This window comes from uncultured Dokdonia sp. (assembly GCF_947496725.1).
Taxonomy (GTDB): domain Bacteria; phylum Bacteroidota; class Bacteroidia; order Flavobacteriales; family Flavobacteriaceae; genus Dokdonia.
Map to the genome: position 1 here is coordinate 24,437 of NZ_CANMDS010000004.1, position 18,527 is coordinate 42,963.

General features: G+C 39.4%; 12 protein-coding genes. 3 read left to right on the plus strand and 9 right to left on the minus strand.

Annotated features, from left to right (window positions below):
• Positions 1-6: 6 nt before the first annotated feature.
• From Q0948_RS09485 to gldJ, 9 genes are all read right to left on the minus strand, one after another.
• Positions 7-756, minus strand: a complete 750-nt coding sequence (locus tag Q0948_RS09485; protein ID WP_035336360.1) for a hypothetical protein — start codon at positions 754-756, stop codon at positions 7-9.
• 79 nt (positions 757-835) lie between these two features.
• Positions 836-2,272 carry an L-serine ammonia-lyase gene (locus Q0948_RS09490; RefSeq protein ID WP_298351502.1) on the minus strand — a complete coding sequence of 479 codons (1,437 nt, stop codon included), beginning with the start codon at positions 2,270-2,272 and terminating at the stop codon, positions 836-838.
• On the minus strand, positions 2,269-2,778 hold the full coding sequence (locus tag Q0948_RS09495; protein ID WP_298351505.1) for an N-acetyltransferase: 510 nt from the start codon (positions 2,776-2,778) through the stop codon (positions 2,269-2,271). The genes Q0948_RS09490 and Q0948_RS09495 overlap by 4 nt, the downstream gene beginning before the upstream one ends.
• 6 nt (positions 2,779-2,784) lie before the next feature.
• On the minus strand, positions 2,785-3,309 hold the full coding sequence (locus Q0948_RS09500) for a CPBP family intramembrane glutamic endopeptidase (RefSeq protein WP_298351508.1): 525 nt from the start codon (positions 3,307-3,309) through the stop codon (positions 2,785-2,787).
• Positions 3,310-3,496: 187 nt separating this feature from the next.
• Positions 3,497-4,519 (minus strand): UDP-glucose 4-epimerase GalE, encoded by a 1,023-nt coding sequence (galE, locus tag Q0948_RS09505; RefSeq protein ID WP_298351511.1) that lies wholly within the window; start codon positions 4,517-4,519, stop codon positions 3,497-3,499.
• A 50-nt stretch (positions 4,520-4,569) separates the two neighbouring features.
• Positions 4,570-6,213: a solute:sodium symporter family transporter gene (locus Q0948_RS09510; protein WP_298351514.1), complete on the minus strand. Its 1,644-nt coding sequence runs from the start codon at positions 6,211-6,213 to the stop codon at positions 4,570-4,572.
• 182 nt (positions 6,214-6,395) lie between these two features.
• Entirely contained in the window at positions 6,396-9,575 is a 3,180-nt protein-coding gene (gene glpK / locus Q0948_RS09515) for a glycerol kinase GlpK (protein ID WP_298351519.1), read from the minus strand.
• Between the two features lie 90 nt (positions 9,576-9,665).
• Positions 9,666-10,940 (minus strand): UDP-N-acetylmuramoyl-tripeptide--D-alanyl-D-alanine ligase, encoded by a 1,275-nt coding sequence (gene murF / locus Q0948_RS09520; protein WP_298351522.1) that lies wholly within the window; start codon positions 10,938-10,940, stop codon positions 9,666-9,668.
• A gap of 69 nt (positions 10,941-11,009) precedes the next feature.
• A complete protein-coding gene (gldJ, locus tag Q0948_RS09525) occupies positions 11,010-12,671 on the minus strand; it encodes a gliding motility lipoprotein GldJ (RefSeq protein WP_298352527.1) in 1,662 nt (553 codons plus the stop codon).
• 214 nt (positions 12,672-12,885) lie between these two features.
• Between gldJ and porU the strand changes: the two genes are divergently transcribed.
• The 3 genes from porU to Q0948_RS09540 are packed head-to-tail and all read left to right on the plus strand — an operon-like array spanning position 12,886 to position 18,448.
• Positions 12,886-16,695, plus strand: coding sequence for a type IX secretion system sortase PorU (gene porU / locus Q0948_RS09530; protein WP_298351525.1), 3,810 nt, complete (start codon positions 12,886-12,888; stop codon positions 16,693-16,695).
• A gap of 46 nt (positions 16,696-16,741) precedes the next feature.
• A complete protein-coding gene (gene porV, locus Q0948_RS09535; protein ID WP_298351528.1) occupies positions 16,742-17,932 on the plus strand; it encodes a type IX secretion system outer membrane channel protein PorV in 1,191 nt (396 codons plus the stop codon).
• Positions 17,933-17,965: 33 nt separating this feature from the next.
• Positions 17,966-18,448 carry a cytidine deaminase gene (locus Q0948_RS09540; protein ID WP_298351531.1) on the plus strand — a complete coding sequence of 161 codons (483 nt, stop codon included), beginning with the start codon at positions 17,966-17,968 and terminating at the stop codon, positions 18,446-18,448.
• The last annotated feature ends 79 nt before the right edge of the window (positions 18,449-18,527 follow it).

Genomic DNA, 18,527 nt, shown 5'->3' on the forward strand with positions numbered 1-18,527 from the left:
AGCTCTCTAGTCTAGCTTGTAAATTAATCTAAAATCCATATTAAACTCAACACCGGTAGAGAATCCCTCATCACGTCGCGGATTTGTATCATTAAATAAAAAGTTGTCTTCAAAATCAAATCCTCTAAAGCTTGGATTTTCGATATTACTATATCTGTTATCCTTAAAACGAACACCTAGCCCAAAGTTTACACGGAGCATAAGTTTATTTGATAATCTAGTGTACTCTCCAAAGTTTACTAAAACCCCATTTTTTACACGTTGATAGTCTGCACGGTCAAAAGCTATGAGCTCTACGGTGCCGTTTGCATCATTTACAGGATTAAACGTGTCAAAAAGGAGTGTTTCTTTACTGTTTATGTAAAACAACTCTAGCCCTATATAATTTGTGTATTTTTCTCCTTTGCCTATAAAGTAAAGTACTTCTGGACGTATTTCATAAAGGCTATAATTGTTTGAGTCTTCATTTGTGTAAGGTAAGCCTTGAAAACCTACTCCCAGGCTACCTCCCACAGACCAGTGACTGTTAAGAGATCTCGTGTACCCTACATTTATTCTAGGAAAAGGTGTGATAGGACTTACTAAACTAAGACTCACATATGATTTTACAGGTACTCTTGAGATACTATCCCTGCGCTCAATTTTTTTTATTCGTTTTTCTACGCGTATTGCTTTCTTTTCTTCACGGGTGGTCTGTGCCTGTAGGTTTTGAAAACAACATAAAATGATAACGAGGGCAGTTGTAGTAATTCTCATTTAAGGTAGGATTTAGTGAGGATTCTATATCAAGATACATTCTCTATCAGAAGGTTGCGTGATAAGTGGCTTTATATTTTTAACAATCTGACATTGCAACATTTATCGCAAGGCCACCTTCTGAGGTTTCTTTGTATTTTGTATTCATATCTTGTGCTGTTTGCCACATCGTCTCTATGACTTTATCTAGTGGGACTTTGGCATTTGCAGCATCTGCATCTAGTGCCATCTCACAGGCATTAATTGCTTTTATAGCTCCCATTGCATTACGCTCTATACAAGGTATCTGTACAAGACCGCCTATAGGGTCACAGGTAAGACCTAAGTGATGTTCCATTGCAATCTCTGCAGCCATAAGAACTTGCTCTGGAGTACCGCCCATAAGCTCTGTAAGACCCGCTGCTGCCATAGCACTAGAGACTCCTATTTCTGCTTGACATCCACCCATTGCGGCAGAGATGGTTGCTCCTTTTTTAAAGAGGCTGCCTACCTCTCCAGCTACAAGTAAGAACCTTTTAATATCTTCAAAATTTGCATCGTGATTTTCTATAACGATGTAGTACATAAGCACAGATGGGATTACGCCTGCACTCCCGTTAGTAGGAGCGGTCACGACACGTCCTAGAGATGCATTTACCTCATTTACTGCCAGAGCAAAGCAGGATACCCATTTTAATATTTCGCGAAAGCGTACTTCTTGCCCACGTATAGCTTCTATCCACTCGTACTTATCTGTGTATGTTGTGTTTTTTTGTAAGCGTAAGTGCGTGTCAAAAGCGCGTCTTCTCACATTGAGACCACCCGGGAGCGTTCCCTCAGTGTGACAGCCTGTGTACATAGAGTCAAGCATTACATCCCAAATCTGTCTAAAACGCTCATCAATCTCCTCTTGAGTATTGAGGTACAATTCATTTTCTAAAATAATTTCAGAAATGGACTTGCCTTCTTGCTTACAGAATTTAAGTAATTCGGTTGCTTTTTCTATAGGCCTAGGGAAACATTCAAAGGCTATCTTCTTGCGCTGTGCTCTCTTTCTTTCTTTTTGAATTACAAAACCACCGCCTATGGAGTAGTACACCTCTCTTACTTTTTTGCCGTTTGTAAGTGTTGCTGTAAAGCGTATTCCGTTAGGGTGAAAAGGGAGAAATTTTCTATTAAAAATAATATCCTCTTCTGGGTCAAAACTAAAGGTGAGTGACCCATCTAGCTCTAACCTTCTAAAGAGTTTTATGTGTTCTACCGTAGTCGGGATGTCTTCTATACTGCAGGTCGTAGGGTCTGCACCCGTAAGTCCCATAATAACGGCAACATCTGTGGCGTGCCCCTTACCGGTGAGAGATAATGAGCCGTAGAGGTCTACTTTTAAACTCTCCATAAGCTCAAAGTTACCTTTGGTCTTAAGTTTTTCAATAAATCTAATGGCCGCTCTCCACGGTCCTAGCGTATGAGAACTAGAAGGTCCCACACCTATTTTAAGCATATCAAAAACAGAAATAGCCTCTATTTGCTTGTTCATAGATCAAGTCGCATTATATAATCGGTTTGAATCTCTGCAATCATATCATAATCGTGAGTGCCTACTATCTTAAAACCGTGTCTTTTATAAAATTTTATGGCCTCTGGATTTTCTTCCCAAACGCCCAGCCAAATGTAGTTTTTTTCTAACTCCTTTGCTTTAGAAATCGAAAATTCTATAAGCTCGCTTCCGTAGCCTTTTCCTAAGTAGGGGATATCTATGTAGATACGTTCTACTTCTAATCCATTTTCTTCTTGAAATTCTGTTTGGACGTTACCTGTATTGAGTTTTAAATAGCCTAGAATTTCCTCTTGGTCTTTGTAAAAATACCAGTATGAATCTGGGTTAGATAGTTGTTTGTTGAGGTTCGCTTTCGCGAAAGCGTCTTCATAATACCTCTCAATCACACCAGGTGCATTTTTTGAAGCAAAAGCTGCCGAGTATGTGCGTATAGCAAGATCACGTAGGGTAGCAAGATCGTTTAATGTGATAGGAGTGAGACGCATACTGATCTAGCTTGTTGTGGTGCGAGAAATAATTAAAATAATGATTACAAAACCGTTATTCATCGCGTGAAGTCCCATAGGCCAAACGATGTTTTCATTTTTGATTTTAAGTAATCCCATCATAAATCCTGAAATTATTCTAGGTATAATAAGCGCAATAAGCGCTGCATTAAGGACAAAGGTGTCTACATAATTATTAATATGTACCATACCAAAAAGTAGCGAACTCACAACAAGAACAACCGTAGAATGTCCTGATAAGAAGTTGCGTATTTTGAGGGTGCTTTGCTCGGATATAAGCTGTTTAAGAATCGTAAACACGGTAAATAAGAATACGGCTATAAACCCAAGTTTTACAGCCCAATGCACATCTGTAGGTATAAATTTATTTGAGTAAAAAAGTGGCCAGGAGCATAAAAGCAATATCACATCTGCGTGAGAAGGTTTTATAAGCGTGCGGAACATCATCTCCTCGATAATGGGAGCAAATATTACCGCGAGTACAAATAACTTAAGCGGGTTGTCTTGCAAGAGTTCCTTTAAGAAACTTTGCTCATATTGCTCTTCAAATAGGTCTGGAAACTGAGTTTTTACAATGCCAAATGCAATGAAAAATACGATGTATAACGCCCAGAGATAGAGGTAATACCTTACGAGATTTGAGGTCTTATTGATAAGCTAGTTTTTGAGTAAAGTGATTTTTATTGAGAGAATAAAGTTACTCAATACTTCGCACTTTTTGCTCCCATTTCCAAGCGCTTGCTAGCATATCATCTAGACTACTTTTTGCAGTCCAGCCTAGCTCTTGATTTGCTAGTGTGGTATCTGCATATGCGGCAACTACGTCACCAGGTCTTCTAGCTACAATTTTGTAATTTAATTTTTTACCAGAAACGTTTTCAAAAGAAGTGATAACATCCATCACAGAGCTACCGGTACCAGTACCTATATTAAAGACCTCGTAGTTAGATTTATTCTTGTTATTGAGTAAGCGCTCCAGAGCTACGACGTGCGCTTTTGCTAGATCTACTACGTGTATATAATCGCGTATGGCTGTGCCGTCTGGAGTAGGGTAGTCGTTGCCATAAACAGATAGCTCTTCTCTAAGTCCTATAGCCGTCTGAGTGATATAGGGAACAAGATTTGCTGGTACGCCCAGCGGTAATTCACCTATATGTGCAGAAGGATGCGCTCCTATGGGATTAAAGTATCTTAATGCTATCGCCTTTAGTTCTGGCATTATTGAGCAGGTATCTCTTATAATCTCTTCACCTATCTGCTTTGTATTTCCATATGGAGAGGCTGCTGGTTTAACGGGTGCGCTTTCGGTTATAGGTAACTCGTCTGCCTGCCCATAAACGGTACACGAAGAGCTGAAAATGAATGTAGGAAGCTCAAGTTTTTTAAGTTGTTGTAGTATGTATGTAAGTGTCCCTATATTATTTTCATAATACAGAAGCGGGTTTTTTACACTCTCACCCACCGCCTTTGAAGCGGCAAAATGAATTACTCCACCTATATCTGTGTGTTTATTGAAAAAATCTTCAACAAGCTTTTTCTCACGTAGGTCAAAAATTTCTAAAGCTGGCTCTATACCAGTTATAGCAGTTATACCCGCAAGCACCTCTTGAGAAGCATTAGAACAGTCGTCTATAATAATAACATCGTAGCCTTTAGCTTGTAGCTCTACAACGGTATGAGAACCTATAAACCCTAATCCGCCGGTGACTAATATTTTCATAGTGGTGCGTGTTCTTTTTTTGCTTTCGCGAAAGCGTACTCAACCCTTTTTTAAAAAATGAAATACGTGCTCAATACAAGTAACACGATACAAAGACCTACAATCCAAGCATATTTCCAAGGTGTTGTGTCTATAGCTTCTGTTTGTTTTGGGACGTAGATATCTTGTTTTGGCTTTATCATACCTACAACTACCATTATAAGAATATTTACTACAAATAGAATACCCATCACGTGTAAAAAGTGAGGAAAAGCCTCTGCTTCTATAATTGCTAATTCTCCAGCGTCTGTAATTCCATTTGCAGCAGCTTCGGTAAGAGCATTTTCTTGAAAGATAGGGCGGAGGTACATACTTATTAAGTACATAATCACTCCTGCAATCATCACGATTTTTGCTCCTATTGCTGGCACTCGTTTACTCACAATACCTACTAATACTACAGAAAGTATAGGTACACTTAAACTACCTAGTGCTTGTTGTATATAATCAAATAATCCATCTGGCGCGTTTGCAATAAAAGGAGCTATAATCATAGCTACAATCGCAAGACCAAGTCCAAATATTTTACCTGCTTTTACCGCTTTATGCTCTGATGCGTCGCGATTAAAAAACTTCTTGTATAAGTCAAAACCAAACAGTGTAGCACTACTATTTAATAAGCTATTAAATGAGCTTAATACCGCTCCAAAAAGTACGGCTGCAAAGAAGCCTACTAGGGCAGGTGGTAATACTTCTTTTACAAGAACAGGGTACGCCTTATCTGCAGATTCTAAGTTTTCACCAAAAAGGTGCCACGCAATAATACCTGGCAGTACTACTATCACAGGTATTAAGAACTTTACAAATGCTGCGAGCATCATCCCTTTTTGCCCTTCTTTAAGGCTCTTTGCGCCAAAAACACGTTGCAAAATCGCTTGGTTAGTACCCCAGTAATAAATCTGAGCAATCATCATCCCAGTAAAAATAGTTCCAAAAGGAATAGAAGAGGTTACATCACCTGTTACATCAAATTTATCTTGATTTTCTGTCCATAGCTCGTTGAGTCCATCACCTACATTACCGTCACCTATAAGCTTAAGTCCAAAATAAGGGATTAACAAACCACCTATCAAGAGGCCTATTGCATTTACAAGGTCAGATACGGCTACAGCTTTAAGCCCTCCAAATATGGCATAAACAATACCTATAAGCCCTATGGTCCATACACATACCATTATGGTAGCAGCGTCAGACAGGCCTAGTAATTCTGGTAAGTCAAACATTGTACTAAATGCGATAGACCCAGAGTAGAGTATAGTAGGAAGGAGAACTACCCCAAAGGCTAGTAAGAATAAGATCGAGAGTATGGCTTTTGTGTTTTCGTCAAAGCGTTCTTCTATAAATTCTGGTATCGTCGTGATACCTTTGTGCATATATTTTGGTAAAAAATAAACAGCCGTTACAACCATCGCAATGGCTGCTAGCGTCTCCCAGGCCATTACTAAGATACCCTCAGAAAATGCTTGACCATTGAGACCTACTATTTGCTCTGCAGAGAGGTTTGTAAGTAGTAAAGACCCTGCTATGGTAAGTGCTCCTAAGCTTCTTCCTCCCAGGTAGTATCCGTCTGCACTTTTTTCGTCTGTGCCGCGGGTTTTCCACCAGGCGTATCCTGCTACTAGCAATGTAAATCCAAGAAATGAAATGAGTCCCATATGGTTAAATATTTATTAGTCTAGGGTCTAAAATATGACTTTTTAATAGAATACTAGCACTTCTATTGCGAACCTTGTTACTATAACGTTTGCGTGTTTTTATTACGCTTTCGCGAAAGCGGTCTCCTCACCATCTGTATAATTCTCATTATGAATAGTTCGTAACGATGAGGTGCAGTTTTTTACTCAAACTCACTTTCATAATAAGCACTTGCATCTTGTAGTAAGAGATCGAGGTACTGGTTTTCTTTTGCCACACGAGCTTCGTCCCACCCTAGGTATAGGATCATATCTTCTTGTACAAGATCACGATAAAGATGCACAGAATGGATGTCAAAGTAGAGTCTACCCGTACGCCTCACAAAAAAGTCCGAAAGGCTGTTAGTCATCTCGTGGTGTACACTGTACCATACCTCTGCTCTTAAAAGTCGCTCTTCTGGATTGTCATTTAAGAAGTAACTCATCTTTGAGATTATGGTATCACTTTGCTTACCATAAGTGGTGGCGAGGTACCAACTCTGGTAGGAGTCTATGATACCCGCTGTCTCAAGTTGTTTTGCAATAGTGACTTGGTAAGCGTCTACCTCTTCGGTATTTGATAATGGAGTAGCAGTGAGGGGTATCTTATCTGTATACGAGGTGACGAGGTGACTTTTTTTCTTTTCTGGGATATCTTTAAGTACTCTATCTATTACACGTTGCGCCATCTTGCGGTATCCCGTAAGCTTACCACCAGCTATAGATATAAGACCCGTGTCTGAAACAAAAATCTCATCCTTTCTACTTAACTCAGATGGGTCTTTGCCATCTTCGTGTATAAGAGGGCGTAAGCCTGCCCAGTTTGACTCAATGTCATCTATTTTGAGTTGCAGGTCTGGAAACATATTATTTGTAGCGTCTAGTAAATATGTAGCGTCTGCCTGTGTAGCAACCACTCTATTGAGATTGCCACTGTAATTTGTGTCTGTAGTACCTACATAGGTTGACCTGCCACGTGGAATGGCAAAAATCATACGTCCATCTGGCACGTCAAAATAGATAGACTGTGTAAGCGGGAAACGCTCTCTAGAGAAAACGATATGTACTCCTTTTGTAAGGTGTAGGTGCTTACTGTTCATAGAGTGATCTTTTTTTCTTAATAGATCTACCCAGGGACCTGCCGCAGAGACATAGTTTTGTGCTTTAAGTTTAAATGACTTATCGTTATTGTGATCATAGCAGTGTAGGCTTTTGATTTTACCTTTTGCATCATACTTAAAAGAGGTCATCTCACAATAATTAATTATGGTGGCACCAAAGCTTGCAGCTTTCTTAAGAAGTTCTACCGTAAGACGCGCATCATCTGTGCGATACTCTGCATAGTAACCACCACCTATGAGATCTTTGGTATTAAGTAAGGGTTCTCGTGATGCAGTCTCTTCTGCGCTTAACATTTTGCGTTTATCATCTCCCTCTACATTTGCAAGAAAATCATATACTTTAAGCCCTATTGCGGTCATCATCTTACCGTAAGTTCCTCCTTCTATGAGTGGTAATAACATCTTTTCTGGAACTACGAGGTGAGGGGCAAGAGTGTGCACAATAGCACGCTCACTACCTGATTCTTTTACAAGGCCTATTTCCATTTGTTTTAGGTAGCGCAAGCCGCCGTGTATGAGCTTTGTAGATTTATTACTTGTTCCTGATGCAAAATCATTTTTTTCTATAAGGCATACTTTCATCCCTCGTGAGGATGCGTCTAGTGCAATACCAGCCCCGGTAACGCCACCACCTATGATGATGAGGTCAAATTTTTCTTGCTGCGCTCGTTGTAATTGTCTTTGCCTATCAAGTACAGAAAACCTAAGTGGTGTGTCTTCTTGTGTAGCTAGCATTTGGTTTGTAGTGCTCTTTGTTCTTGCGACAGCATTTTTCCAACCGGTATATATTTTTGATCGCTCATATTGAGTGATTTTAGGTTCAAAGATGGTGTCTACTTGGCGTATCTTGACAATGTCTTTTTTGTTCCAAATACCAGACTGTATGCCTGCAAGAAAGGCTGCGCCTAGCGCTGTTACTTCGAGCATTTTTGGGCGGTCTACTTGTACGTTAAGTAAGTCAGACTGAAACTGCATTAGGTAATTATTTGCCGTAGCTCCCCCATCTACTCTAAGGGTTTTCATTTGCTTGCCAGAGTCTTCTATCATTGCATCAAGTACATCTCTAGTTTGATATGCAATGGCATCTACAGTAGCCTTTATAATATCATTTTTTGTGGAGTCTAGTGTGAGACCATATATGGCTCCCTTTGCGTCCATATCCCAGTGCGGAGCGCCTAGCCCTGCAAATGCGGGTACGAGGTAGAGATCATCTGTAGCTGGGGTGTTTACACAGATGCTTTCTGTGTCTTGAGCGTGGTCTATAACATCTAGTTTATCACGTAACCACTGTACAGAAGCACCTCCAGCAAAGATGGATCCCTCTAGTGCATATTTTACTTTGCCATCCGGTAAACTTGCACAGAGGGTAGTGAGTAATCCATTTTTAGATTTAAATGGTTTCTTTCCCGTATTCATAAGGACAAAACAACCGGTACCGTAAGTATTTTTTGCCACACCAGATTTGTACCCTCCTTGACCAAAAAGAGAGGCCTGCTGGTCTCCAGCAACACCACTTATAGGAATACTCGTACCATCTATTGTAATCTCGCCAAAATGTGATGCAGAGTTCTTTACCTGTGGTAACATTGAGGTAGGTATGGTAAGTGCATCAAGTAGTTTTTTATCCCACTCTAGATTTATAATATTGTAGAGCATCGTGCGGCTCGCGTTAGAGTGATCTGTAGCGTGTACCTTGCCATTTGTGAACTTCCAAATAAGCCAGGTGTCTATGGTTCCAAAAAGGAGGTCACCTTGTGCTGCTTTATTAGACGCGTTTGGTACGTTGTCTAAAATCCATTTTACCTTTGTGCCAGAAAAGTAAGAGTCTATGATGAGCCCAGTATTCTTACGCACATACTCGTCTAGGTTTTTTGATTTGAGTTGCTCACATATAGTTTTTGTACGCTTGTCTAGCCAAACGATAGCATTATAAACAGGTTCTCCAGTATTTTTATCCCAGACTACGGTGGTCTCTCGCTGGTTTGTGATACCTATAGCAGCAATTTCTTCCGCACTAATATCAGAAGTTGATATGACTTCTTTAAACACAGCTTTTTGGGCTTCATAAATTTCAAGAGGGTCGTGTTCAACCCAGCCGTGTTGTGGGTAGTGTTGTTTGAGTTCTCTTTGAGCAATATTCTTTATAGTACCCTTATTGTCAAAAATGATAGCTCGTGTGCTGGTGGTACCTTGGTCAAAGGCAACAATATATTTCTTATCCATACTTTAAAAACCTTACGTGTACGTGGCTTTTAAAGTTAAGGTATTAACGGCAGTTCTTAAAACATCACAGCCTTATGTATAAAGCAATAGTTAAGAGGCGAGAATATCTAAGATCCGCTCCATTTTCATACCTCGCGATCCTTTTATAAGTACTGTTGTGTCTGCTGGTATTTGTTTTGAGTACGCTTTCGCGAAAGCGTCATAACTCCCATAAACTTTTTGCTTAGGGTGAGGAGAAGAAGTCCCAAAATCTGGGCCTATCGCATATACTTGTGAGATGTTAAGATTATGTGCAAGGTCTAAAATGGCTTGATGTTCTGTTTTTGAGGTTTCCCCCACTTCAAACATATCTCCCATAAACGCAATTGTGTTTGTACCTGTGGCTTGCAGGTTTTTTAATGCAGCAGCCATACTTGTCGGGTTTGCATTGTAAGCGTCTAGTATAATCTTGTAAGTGTCTTTGTCAATAATTTGTGATCTATTATTTGACGGCACATATTTTTCTATACCATTTTTGATGTGGGTAAATGGCACATCAAAGTGATTGCCCATAGCCATAGCAACAGCAATGTTTGAGAAGTTATATGTACCTATGAGATTACTTATAATCGTGGTTTCACCTACAGTAATCTTTAAGTTACCTGAGCCATCTTCTAGATATACTGGGTACTCGCTTTGTGATGAGCCAAAGGTCTTTGAAACAATATTTGCAGACTGTCGTACTTGAATCTCATCTTGATCATTTATAAAGACGAGTTCATTGTTTTCTCGTAGGTAATTATAAAGTTCACTTTTACCTTTTATCACACCTTCAAAACCTCCAAAGCCTTCTAGATGAGCTTTGCCAAAGTTTGTGATATAACCAAAATTAGGTTGTGCAATCTCACACAGCATTTTTATCTCCCCTTGATGATTTGCGCCCATCTCTACGATACCTATTTCTGTGCTTGCATCCATAGTGAGTAAGGTGAGTGGTACCCCTATGTGGTTGTTTAGATTACCTTTTGTGGCAATAACGTTATACTGCTCAGATAGCACGGCATAAATAAGTTCTTTTGTAGTGGTTTTTCCGTTACTACCTGTGATTCCTATGATGGGTAAGTCTAGGTAGTTGCGGTGATAATTTGCAAGTTGCTGTAAGGTGCCTAGTACATCATCTACCAGTACTGTTCTATCTGTTACATATTCTTTTTGATCTATAATTGCAAGAGAAGCGCCAGATGTAAGAGCTTGTTGTGCAAATTTATTTCCGTTAAAGTTTTCGCCTTTGAGCGCAAAATAAATTTGGTTTTCTTTAAGGCTTCTTGTGTCTGTGCAAACACCATTACTATTTAAAAAGTGAAAATGTAACTCTGCTATAGTCATATCTAGTAAAATATTATATCAAAAAAGCCCTCACGAGAGAGGGCTTTTTTATGTATGTAATTAAGAGTATTATCTAGCTCTCTTTCCTGTTTTTGATTTTGAACCTACACGAGACATCGCACAACGGAAACCAATATCATCTGTTGCCATACCTTGTGGTAAGAAACGGCGCTGTGCTGGATCTAGCCAGTATGCTCTATCTCTCCAAGACCCTCCTTTGTAAACGCGCACTTCGTCGTTTATTAAAGAAGTTCTGTTATTAGAATCATCATAACGGCGCTCTACACTACCTGCGCTGTCTTGCTCAACTCTGTGTTGTGGTGAGTTGTACATCTTCTTGTTAGAGTCTGGATTTTCTGCATCATCATTAAACGATTCAAAATATCTTGTAGACCTTCTGTCACCATCTCTAAAGTTACGGTTATCACTAGTTGAAAATTGAGTTCTTAAGTAAGTCTCATCTTCATCTACTGGTACTTGTAAAATTTCTCCTGGTAAGTCTCTAGCTACGATACTTCCATTTGCAAGGGTGTCATATACAATAGAGTCTGTTGTAACCACTTTTACTTTTCCATCTTCTCCTATAGCGTTTTTGGTATAAACGTTACCACGGTAATAGTTAAAGTCGTTAAACTCATCATCTACTATAGGTCTATAAACATCTGCTACCCACTCAGACACGTTACCAGCCATATCGTAAAGACCAAAGTCATTAGGCTCATAGCTTTTTACCTCTGCAGTGATATCTGCATTATCATCAGACCATCCAGATATTCCTCCGTAATCACCATCTGCTTGTTTAAAGTTTGCTAAGTGATCTCCACGAGTACGTCTACTTGATGATCTTGTATATGATCCATCCCAAGGATATTTCTTACGACCACGATATACATTATAACTTCTTAATTCTGTAAGACCAAGAGCTGCATATTCCCACTCTGCTTCTGTAGGTAATCTGTAGTTTGGTAAAAGAACTCCGTCAGAGCGTTGTACAAATATGTTTGTACTATCGTTTTGTTTCATTCTACGCTCACTAGATCTTCCTCCACGAGCAAGACTATCACTTCCTCCATAGGTAAGTGTAGGTGCGTTAAGATATGTTTCTGTATCAAAAGTAGAACTTGCGTCTACATCAAATCTAGCGCCTCTCGCCGTAAATCCTTGCTCTTCTAATATTAATTCATTTACACGGTTAGATCTCCAGTTTGCATACTCTACAGCCTGTATCCAGCTCACACCCACCACAGGGTAGTTTGCATATGCAGGGTGGCGCAGGTAATTTTCTGTCATAGTCTCGTTAAAACCAAGACGGTTTCTCCATACCAATGTATCAGGAAGTGCTCCCTTGTAAATATTTCTATAATTTTCTTCTTCCGGAGGGAAAACCTTCTTAAGATAGTCAAGGTATTCCAGGTACATCCCATTAGTAACCTCAGTTTCATCTATATAAAAAGATTGTACGTGTTGCTGGTTTGGAGAGTTATTCCAGTCGTGCATAACATCATCTTGTACTTTACCCATAGTAAAAGTACCTCCTTCTACAAAGACAAGTCCAGGTCCTGTAGCTTGCTCTTCGTAGTCTGTTTTAAGTTTAAAACCTCCGTTCTTACCGTCTACTTTCCAACCAGTACCTCTAGAGGAATCTTTGTAGTCGTTTGATTTACTGCAACTTGCTACTGTGAAAGAGATCACGGCTAGCGCCAGCATTTTTAATGCAAAGTGTGGTTTCATAGGTTTTGCGTTCATTAGATTTGGGGTTGCAATATAGTAATAACTCGTTAAAGTGCAAGCATTTTACGACGTCGAACCCAAAAAAATATTAACTAGTTATAGGTAACTCATTAGTAACGGCGTGATTTATTCTTTATTATTGTTATGCATAAAAAAAACATCGCTATTACTCGCGCGTTAATACTAAGCCATACGCACTTGCGTTACCATACTAATGAAATCTACCATTACCTTACTCTTTTTGCTCCTTACGGTTGCGGTTTCTTCACAAACCGAGCGACTACAAATTAAGTGGGATGAGATAGTAAAAAGTAACGCGAGCTCTACAGGTATAGAGTCTATTAATCTCTCACAAGATGGAGATGGCAACTGGGAGTATCATACTCAGTACACGACAGGGAATGCCATTTCAGCCTCCGCTTCAAAATTAGTTAATGTACAGCTAGAGCCAGTGCCTCAAAGTTTGCTCTCTCTTATTAATAAAGATAAGCTGTCTAATAAGGTAGTTGCGACATTTACTGCTGCAAGAGCTAGAGGGGTGAATTATGCAGTCGTCACTTTTAATCCTTTTGTTAATCAAAATGGACAAGTAAAACGAGTAGTAAGTGCTGGGGTTAATTACGCTTTCGCGAAAGCGCAATCACAACCATCCTCATCCTTACCTATTACAAGCAGTGTACTTGCAACGGGTAATTTTTATAAATTTTATGTAGAAGAAACAGGAGTGCACCGCATAAGTAGAGGTTTTATGCAAAGCCTTGGGATGAATGTAAATAACATTGATCCGTCAAAAATAAAAGTATACGGGTATGGAGGTTCGCCATTACCATTTATCAATAGTGATAATACAGAGTTTGATTTAAGGGAGATTGCTGTACAAATAGAAGGAGGTCAAGATGGCTCTTTTGACTCAAATGATGGTGTCTTGTTTTATGGAGAAAGCACACGAACATATCACGAAGAGTTAGATACACACATTAATCCATATGCAGACAGGTCATATTATTTTATAACCGTAGATGGTAATAATGGACAGCGCATCCAGTCGTATGTAGAGCCTGCAGGGGTGCCCTCTGTGACTTATAGTACGTATGATGATTATGAGTTTTATGAAGAGGATGAGGTAAGTCTAGTTAAAATAGGAAGAAGGTGGTTTGGAGAGTCTTTTAGTTTTGAGAATGAGCAGTCTTTTGATTTTGAGTTTACAAACGTAGTTCCAGGTGAGACAGCAAGCTTGCGAGTCGTGGCTGCAGCAACATCAGAGAGTTCGACGTCTTTTGATATTTCTGTAAATGGGGCAGGTGTAGGTTCTATACCTATTTTACCTATTAATAATATCGTGCTTGCAAGGGGGGATGAGCTTGAGGTGCAAGTTCCCATTACGAGTGAAGAGGTTACGGTTACTCTTACCTATAATAATAGTGGTAATCCTTCTAGTACCGGTTATCTAGATTTTATAAGCCTAGAGGTACCGTCACAGTTAAGTGGTACAGGGGAGCAATTTAATTTTCGCAATGCAAATGCTGCTCTGGAGGCGGGTGTAGGGGCCTATGCATTTTCTAATGCTCAAGGATATTCTCAGATATGGGAGGTAACAAACCAGGCGAGTGTGCGTGCTTTACAGATAGAAGACCAGAGTGCTATTACTTTTAAAAGTAACCTTGGTACAGATAGACGTTTTGTAGCGGTACACCCATTAGATTATTATGAGCCGCTTCGCGAGGGAGGTAGTGCTTTAGTAAATAATCAAAATTTAAAAGGCACTATATTTTTGAATAGTAGTGGTAGCTTTCAAGATGTAGACTACCTTATGATTACTGGTAACACACTCTTGTCACAAGCTGAAAGATTAGCGCAACATAATAGAAATTTTAGAGGTCTTAATGTCAAGACGGTAACGCTTGAGGAGATATACCAAGAATTTGGCGGAGGTAAGGCAGATATTGGGGCGATACGCAATTTTGTGAGATATGTTTATGAAAACGCATCGTCTGATGCAAACAGACTCAAATACGTATGTCTTTTTGGAGATACCTCTGTAGATTATAAAAATCGTATCACAGGTAATAATAATGTAATGCCCACATATCAAACTTTTGATAGTTTTAGTCTTGTGCGTTCTTTTATGAGTGACGATTTTTATGGCTCACTGGATCCAAATGAGGGAAGGATGCTCGCATCAGATAAATTAGATCTGGCCGTAGGGCGCATAGTGGCAGATACACCACAACTTGCAAACACAGTAGTAGATAAAATTATTAATTATGACGCAAGAGCATCTTATGGTAGGTGGCGCAATAATTTTGTACTTGTCTCTGATGATGTAGATGAAGCATTTGAGTTTACTCAGCTGCAAGGTACACTTGACAATTTAGGAGATCAGATAAGTGTAGAGAAGCCTTTTGTAAATGTGATAAAAATACATAGTGATGCCTTTCAGCAGCAATCTTCTGCTGGTGGAGATAGGTATCCTCAAGTAAATGAAGCTATAGAAAATGCGATAGAAGTAGGTTCACTTGTAGTAACTTATCTCGGTCACGGTGGAGAAGAACTTCTAGCAGCAGAGGCTATTGTTACACAAAATGAAATCGATAACCTTGATAATGGTGAACGATTGCCGCTTGTGGTGACAGTTACGTGTGAGTTTGGAAAATTTGATAACCCAGAGCGACCTACTGGTGGAGAAGAGCTTTTTTGGAATGCAGAAGGGGGAGCTGTAGGACTTGTTACTACAACTCGTGAGATAACAGTAACGCTTGGAGTACAATTTAATAATGCACTTGTAGAGCAACTCTATTCTTTTGGGACTAATGAAGTGCAAAGCGTAGCAGAAAACATAAGAGCTTCAAAAAACGGTATATCTGACCAGTTGAGAAGGGTAATATTCTTTGTGGGCGATCCTGCTATGAAGCTAGCTTTTCCAAAACCAGATATACAACTTAGTGCGGTAAATGATGTGCCAGTTACTGAGGAGTTACCTGTTCTTAAAGCGTTAGATCTCGTAAAAATTAATGGGCGAGTGACGACAGAATTTGGGCAAACGCTTACAAATTATACAGGCACACTAGCCGTGACATTATATGATAAACGTATAGAGAGACAAACACTAGGTAATGACGGAGTACAGATAGGAGGTGAGCTCGCAGTAATGGATTTTACGACACTAGGAGCAATACTTTATAGAGGTCAGGCATCAGTGACTAATGGTAATTTTGAATTTACATTTAGAATGCCACGAGATACAGCAATACCTTTAGGTAATGGTAGGCTTAATTTTTATGCAGAGCGACTAGGGGTTTTAGAAGACCAAGCGGGAGTAAATGAAACCATTATTATAGGAGGTCTTAATGAAGATGCTCCAGAAGATAACTTAGGGCCTACGATACGTCTCTTTATGAATGACGAAAACTTTGTAAATGGTGGTATTACAAATGACTCCCCCATCATTCTAGCAAAACTTGAAGATGAGAATGGTATAAACACTGCTAGCGGTATAGGTCACGATATAGTTGCTATAATAGATGGTGATGAAACTAATCCCATAATTATGAATGACTTTTACGAGACCGAGGTAGATAATTTTATGAAAGGTACAGCGGCAAGAAAAATCAGAAATTTAGAGCCGGGTCCTCACACACTTTCCTTTAAAGCTTGGGATGTTTATAATAATTCATCTACTGCAGAGTTACAATTTGTTGTTCTTGGAGATGATGAGATAGAGCTTGAGAATGTCCTTAACTACCCTAATCCATTTGTAAATTATACAGAGTTCTGGTTTAATCATAATCGTCCGTTTGAGCCTCTTGATGTTCAGGTTCAGATATTTACGGTGAGTGGTAAGGTGGTAAAAACTATAAATCAATCTGTAATGACAGAAGGATTCTTATCTCGAGATATCACTTGGGATGGTCTTGATGATTTTGGACAAGCAATAGGAAAAGGTGTCTACATCTATAAGATAACCGTAAAATCTACGTTAACAAACAAGCGAGTGGAGAAAATCGAGAAGCTTGTGATCTTATAATTATAAAAAAAATAAAAGTCTATATTTACCAAAATTACCCTTTAGTATGAATAAGTTTTTATCGCTGTTAGTAGCAGCTTTTATTTTATCTAGTGCGTCTATCCAAGCACAAGATGAGCCTAATACAATTACCACTGCAGTTCCTTTTCTTGCTATTGCTGGAGACGCGCGTGCTGCAGGTATGGGAGAACAGGGAGTTGCAACGAGTCCAGATGCTTATGCTGTACAATGGAACCCAGCAAAGCTGGCCTTTCTACCAGATCAACATAACGTGGGTATAAACTACACACCTTACTTAGGAAACCTAGTAAATGATATAGGATTGCTCCAGGCAGTCTACGCAAACCGTATTGATGACCGTAGCGCTTTTGCGGCAAGTCTACGTTATTTTAGCCTTGGTACGATTAATACAAGAACAGATGCAGCTGGCCCTGGTTTAGATATTAAGCCAAATGAATTTTCTATAGACGCAACATATGCTCTTAAGCTAGACGATCAGTTCTCAATGGCGGTTTCTGGACGTTTTTTACAGAGTAACTTACGTATACAGCAACTTGATGAGTTTGCAGATGCTAGTCCGGCGAGTTCTTTTGGGGTAGATATCTCAGGTTATTACCAGTCTGAAGAGCAGGTGTATAACAATTTTGATGGTAGATGGAGAGCTGGATTTAATATTTCAAACATAGGTCCCAAAGTAAGTTATGACGATGCTGGTCAAGAAAACTTTATCCCAACTAACCTAAAGTTAGGAGGAGGTTTTGATTTCATACTAGATAGTTATAATAAAATATTTGTAGGTCTTGAGTTTAATAAATTACTCGTGCCTACACCACCTTTAAGAGGACGGGTAGATACTAATGGAGATGGAGAAATCACATCTGAAGATGATGTTGTAATTATAGCAGGTCAAGATGATGATGTAAACTTCTTCTCAGGTATTTTTCAATCTTTTGGAGATGCGCCAGATGGATTTAGTGAAGAGTTAAAGGAAGTGACGTGGTCGCTTGCAACAGAGTATACGTATAATGATGTGTTTGCCTTAAGAGCAGGATACTTTAATGAGAGTGATATTAAAGGAGCGCGTAAATTTGCAACACTAGGAGCTGGGTTTGAGTTTAACTCAATAGACCTAGACCTATCTTATCTATTTTCTACAGGATCTGTAAGAAGTCCTTTAGAAAACACACTTCGTTTTGGACTTACGTTTACTTTTGGCGAAGAGTACGACGAGTACTAGAATTAAGACATTCGCTTAAAGCGAAATAACTTTATGGAAAAAATAAAAATCGAATCGTTTCTTGATGTGTATTCCTCTAAGGATGAGCTTCCAGAAGCGATTTCTTCTTTAATGGATGCAGCATTTGCTGCTAGAGAGCAAGCCTATGCTCCATATTCTAACTTCTTAGTGGGTGCCGCTATTCTCCTTGATAATGGAGAGGTTGTTACAGGTAATAATCAAGAGAATGCCTGTTATCCTGCTGGTCTATGTGCAGAACGTACAGCCATTTTTTATGCCTCATCGCAGTACCCAGATGCAAAGATGCTCACAATGGCAATTACCGCCCGTGCGCGAGATAAAGAAACTACAGATCCGATACCGCCGTGTGGTGTGTGCAGGCAAGCTATTGCAGAGTATGAGATTAAGCAAGCGGCGCCTATTGAGCTTTATTTTATGGGAGAAAAGGGCAAGGTGGTTAAGAGTGCATCTTTAGAAAACATACTTCCGCTACTATTTACTTCAAAGTATCTATAATAGGTTTATTAGTAAAACCTAGGTTGCGATGCGTATGATTACGCTTTCGCGAAAGCGTAAAAAGGCAACTATTTATTAC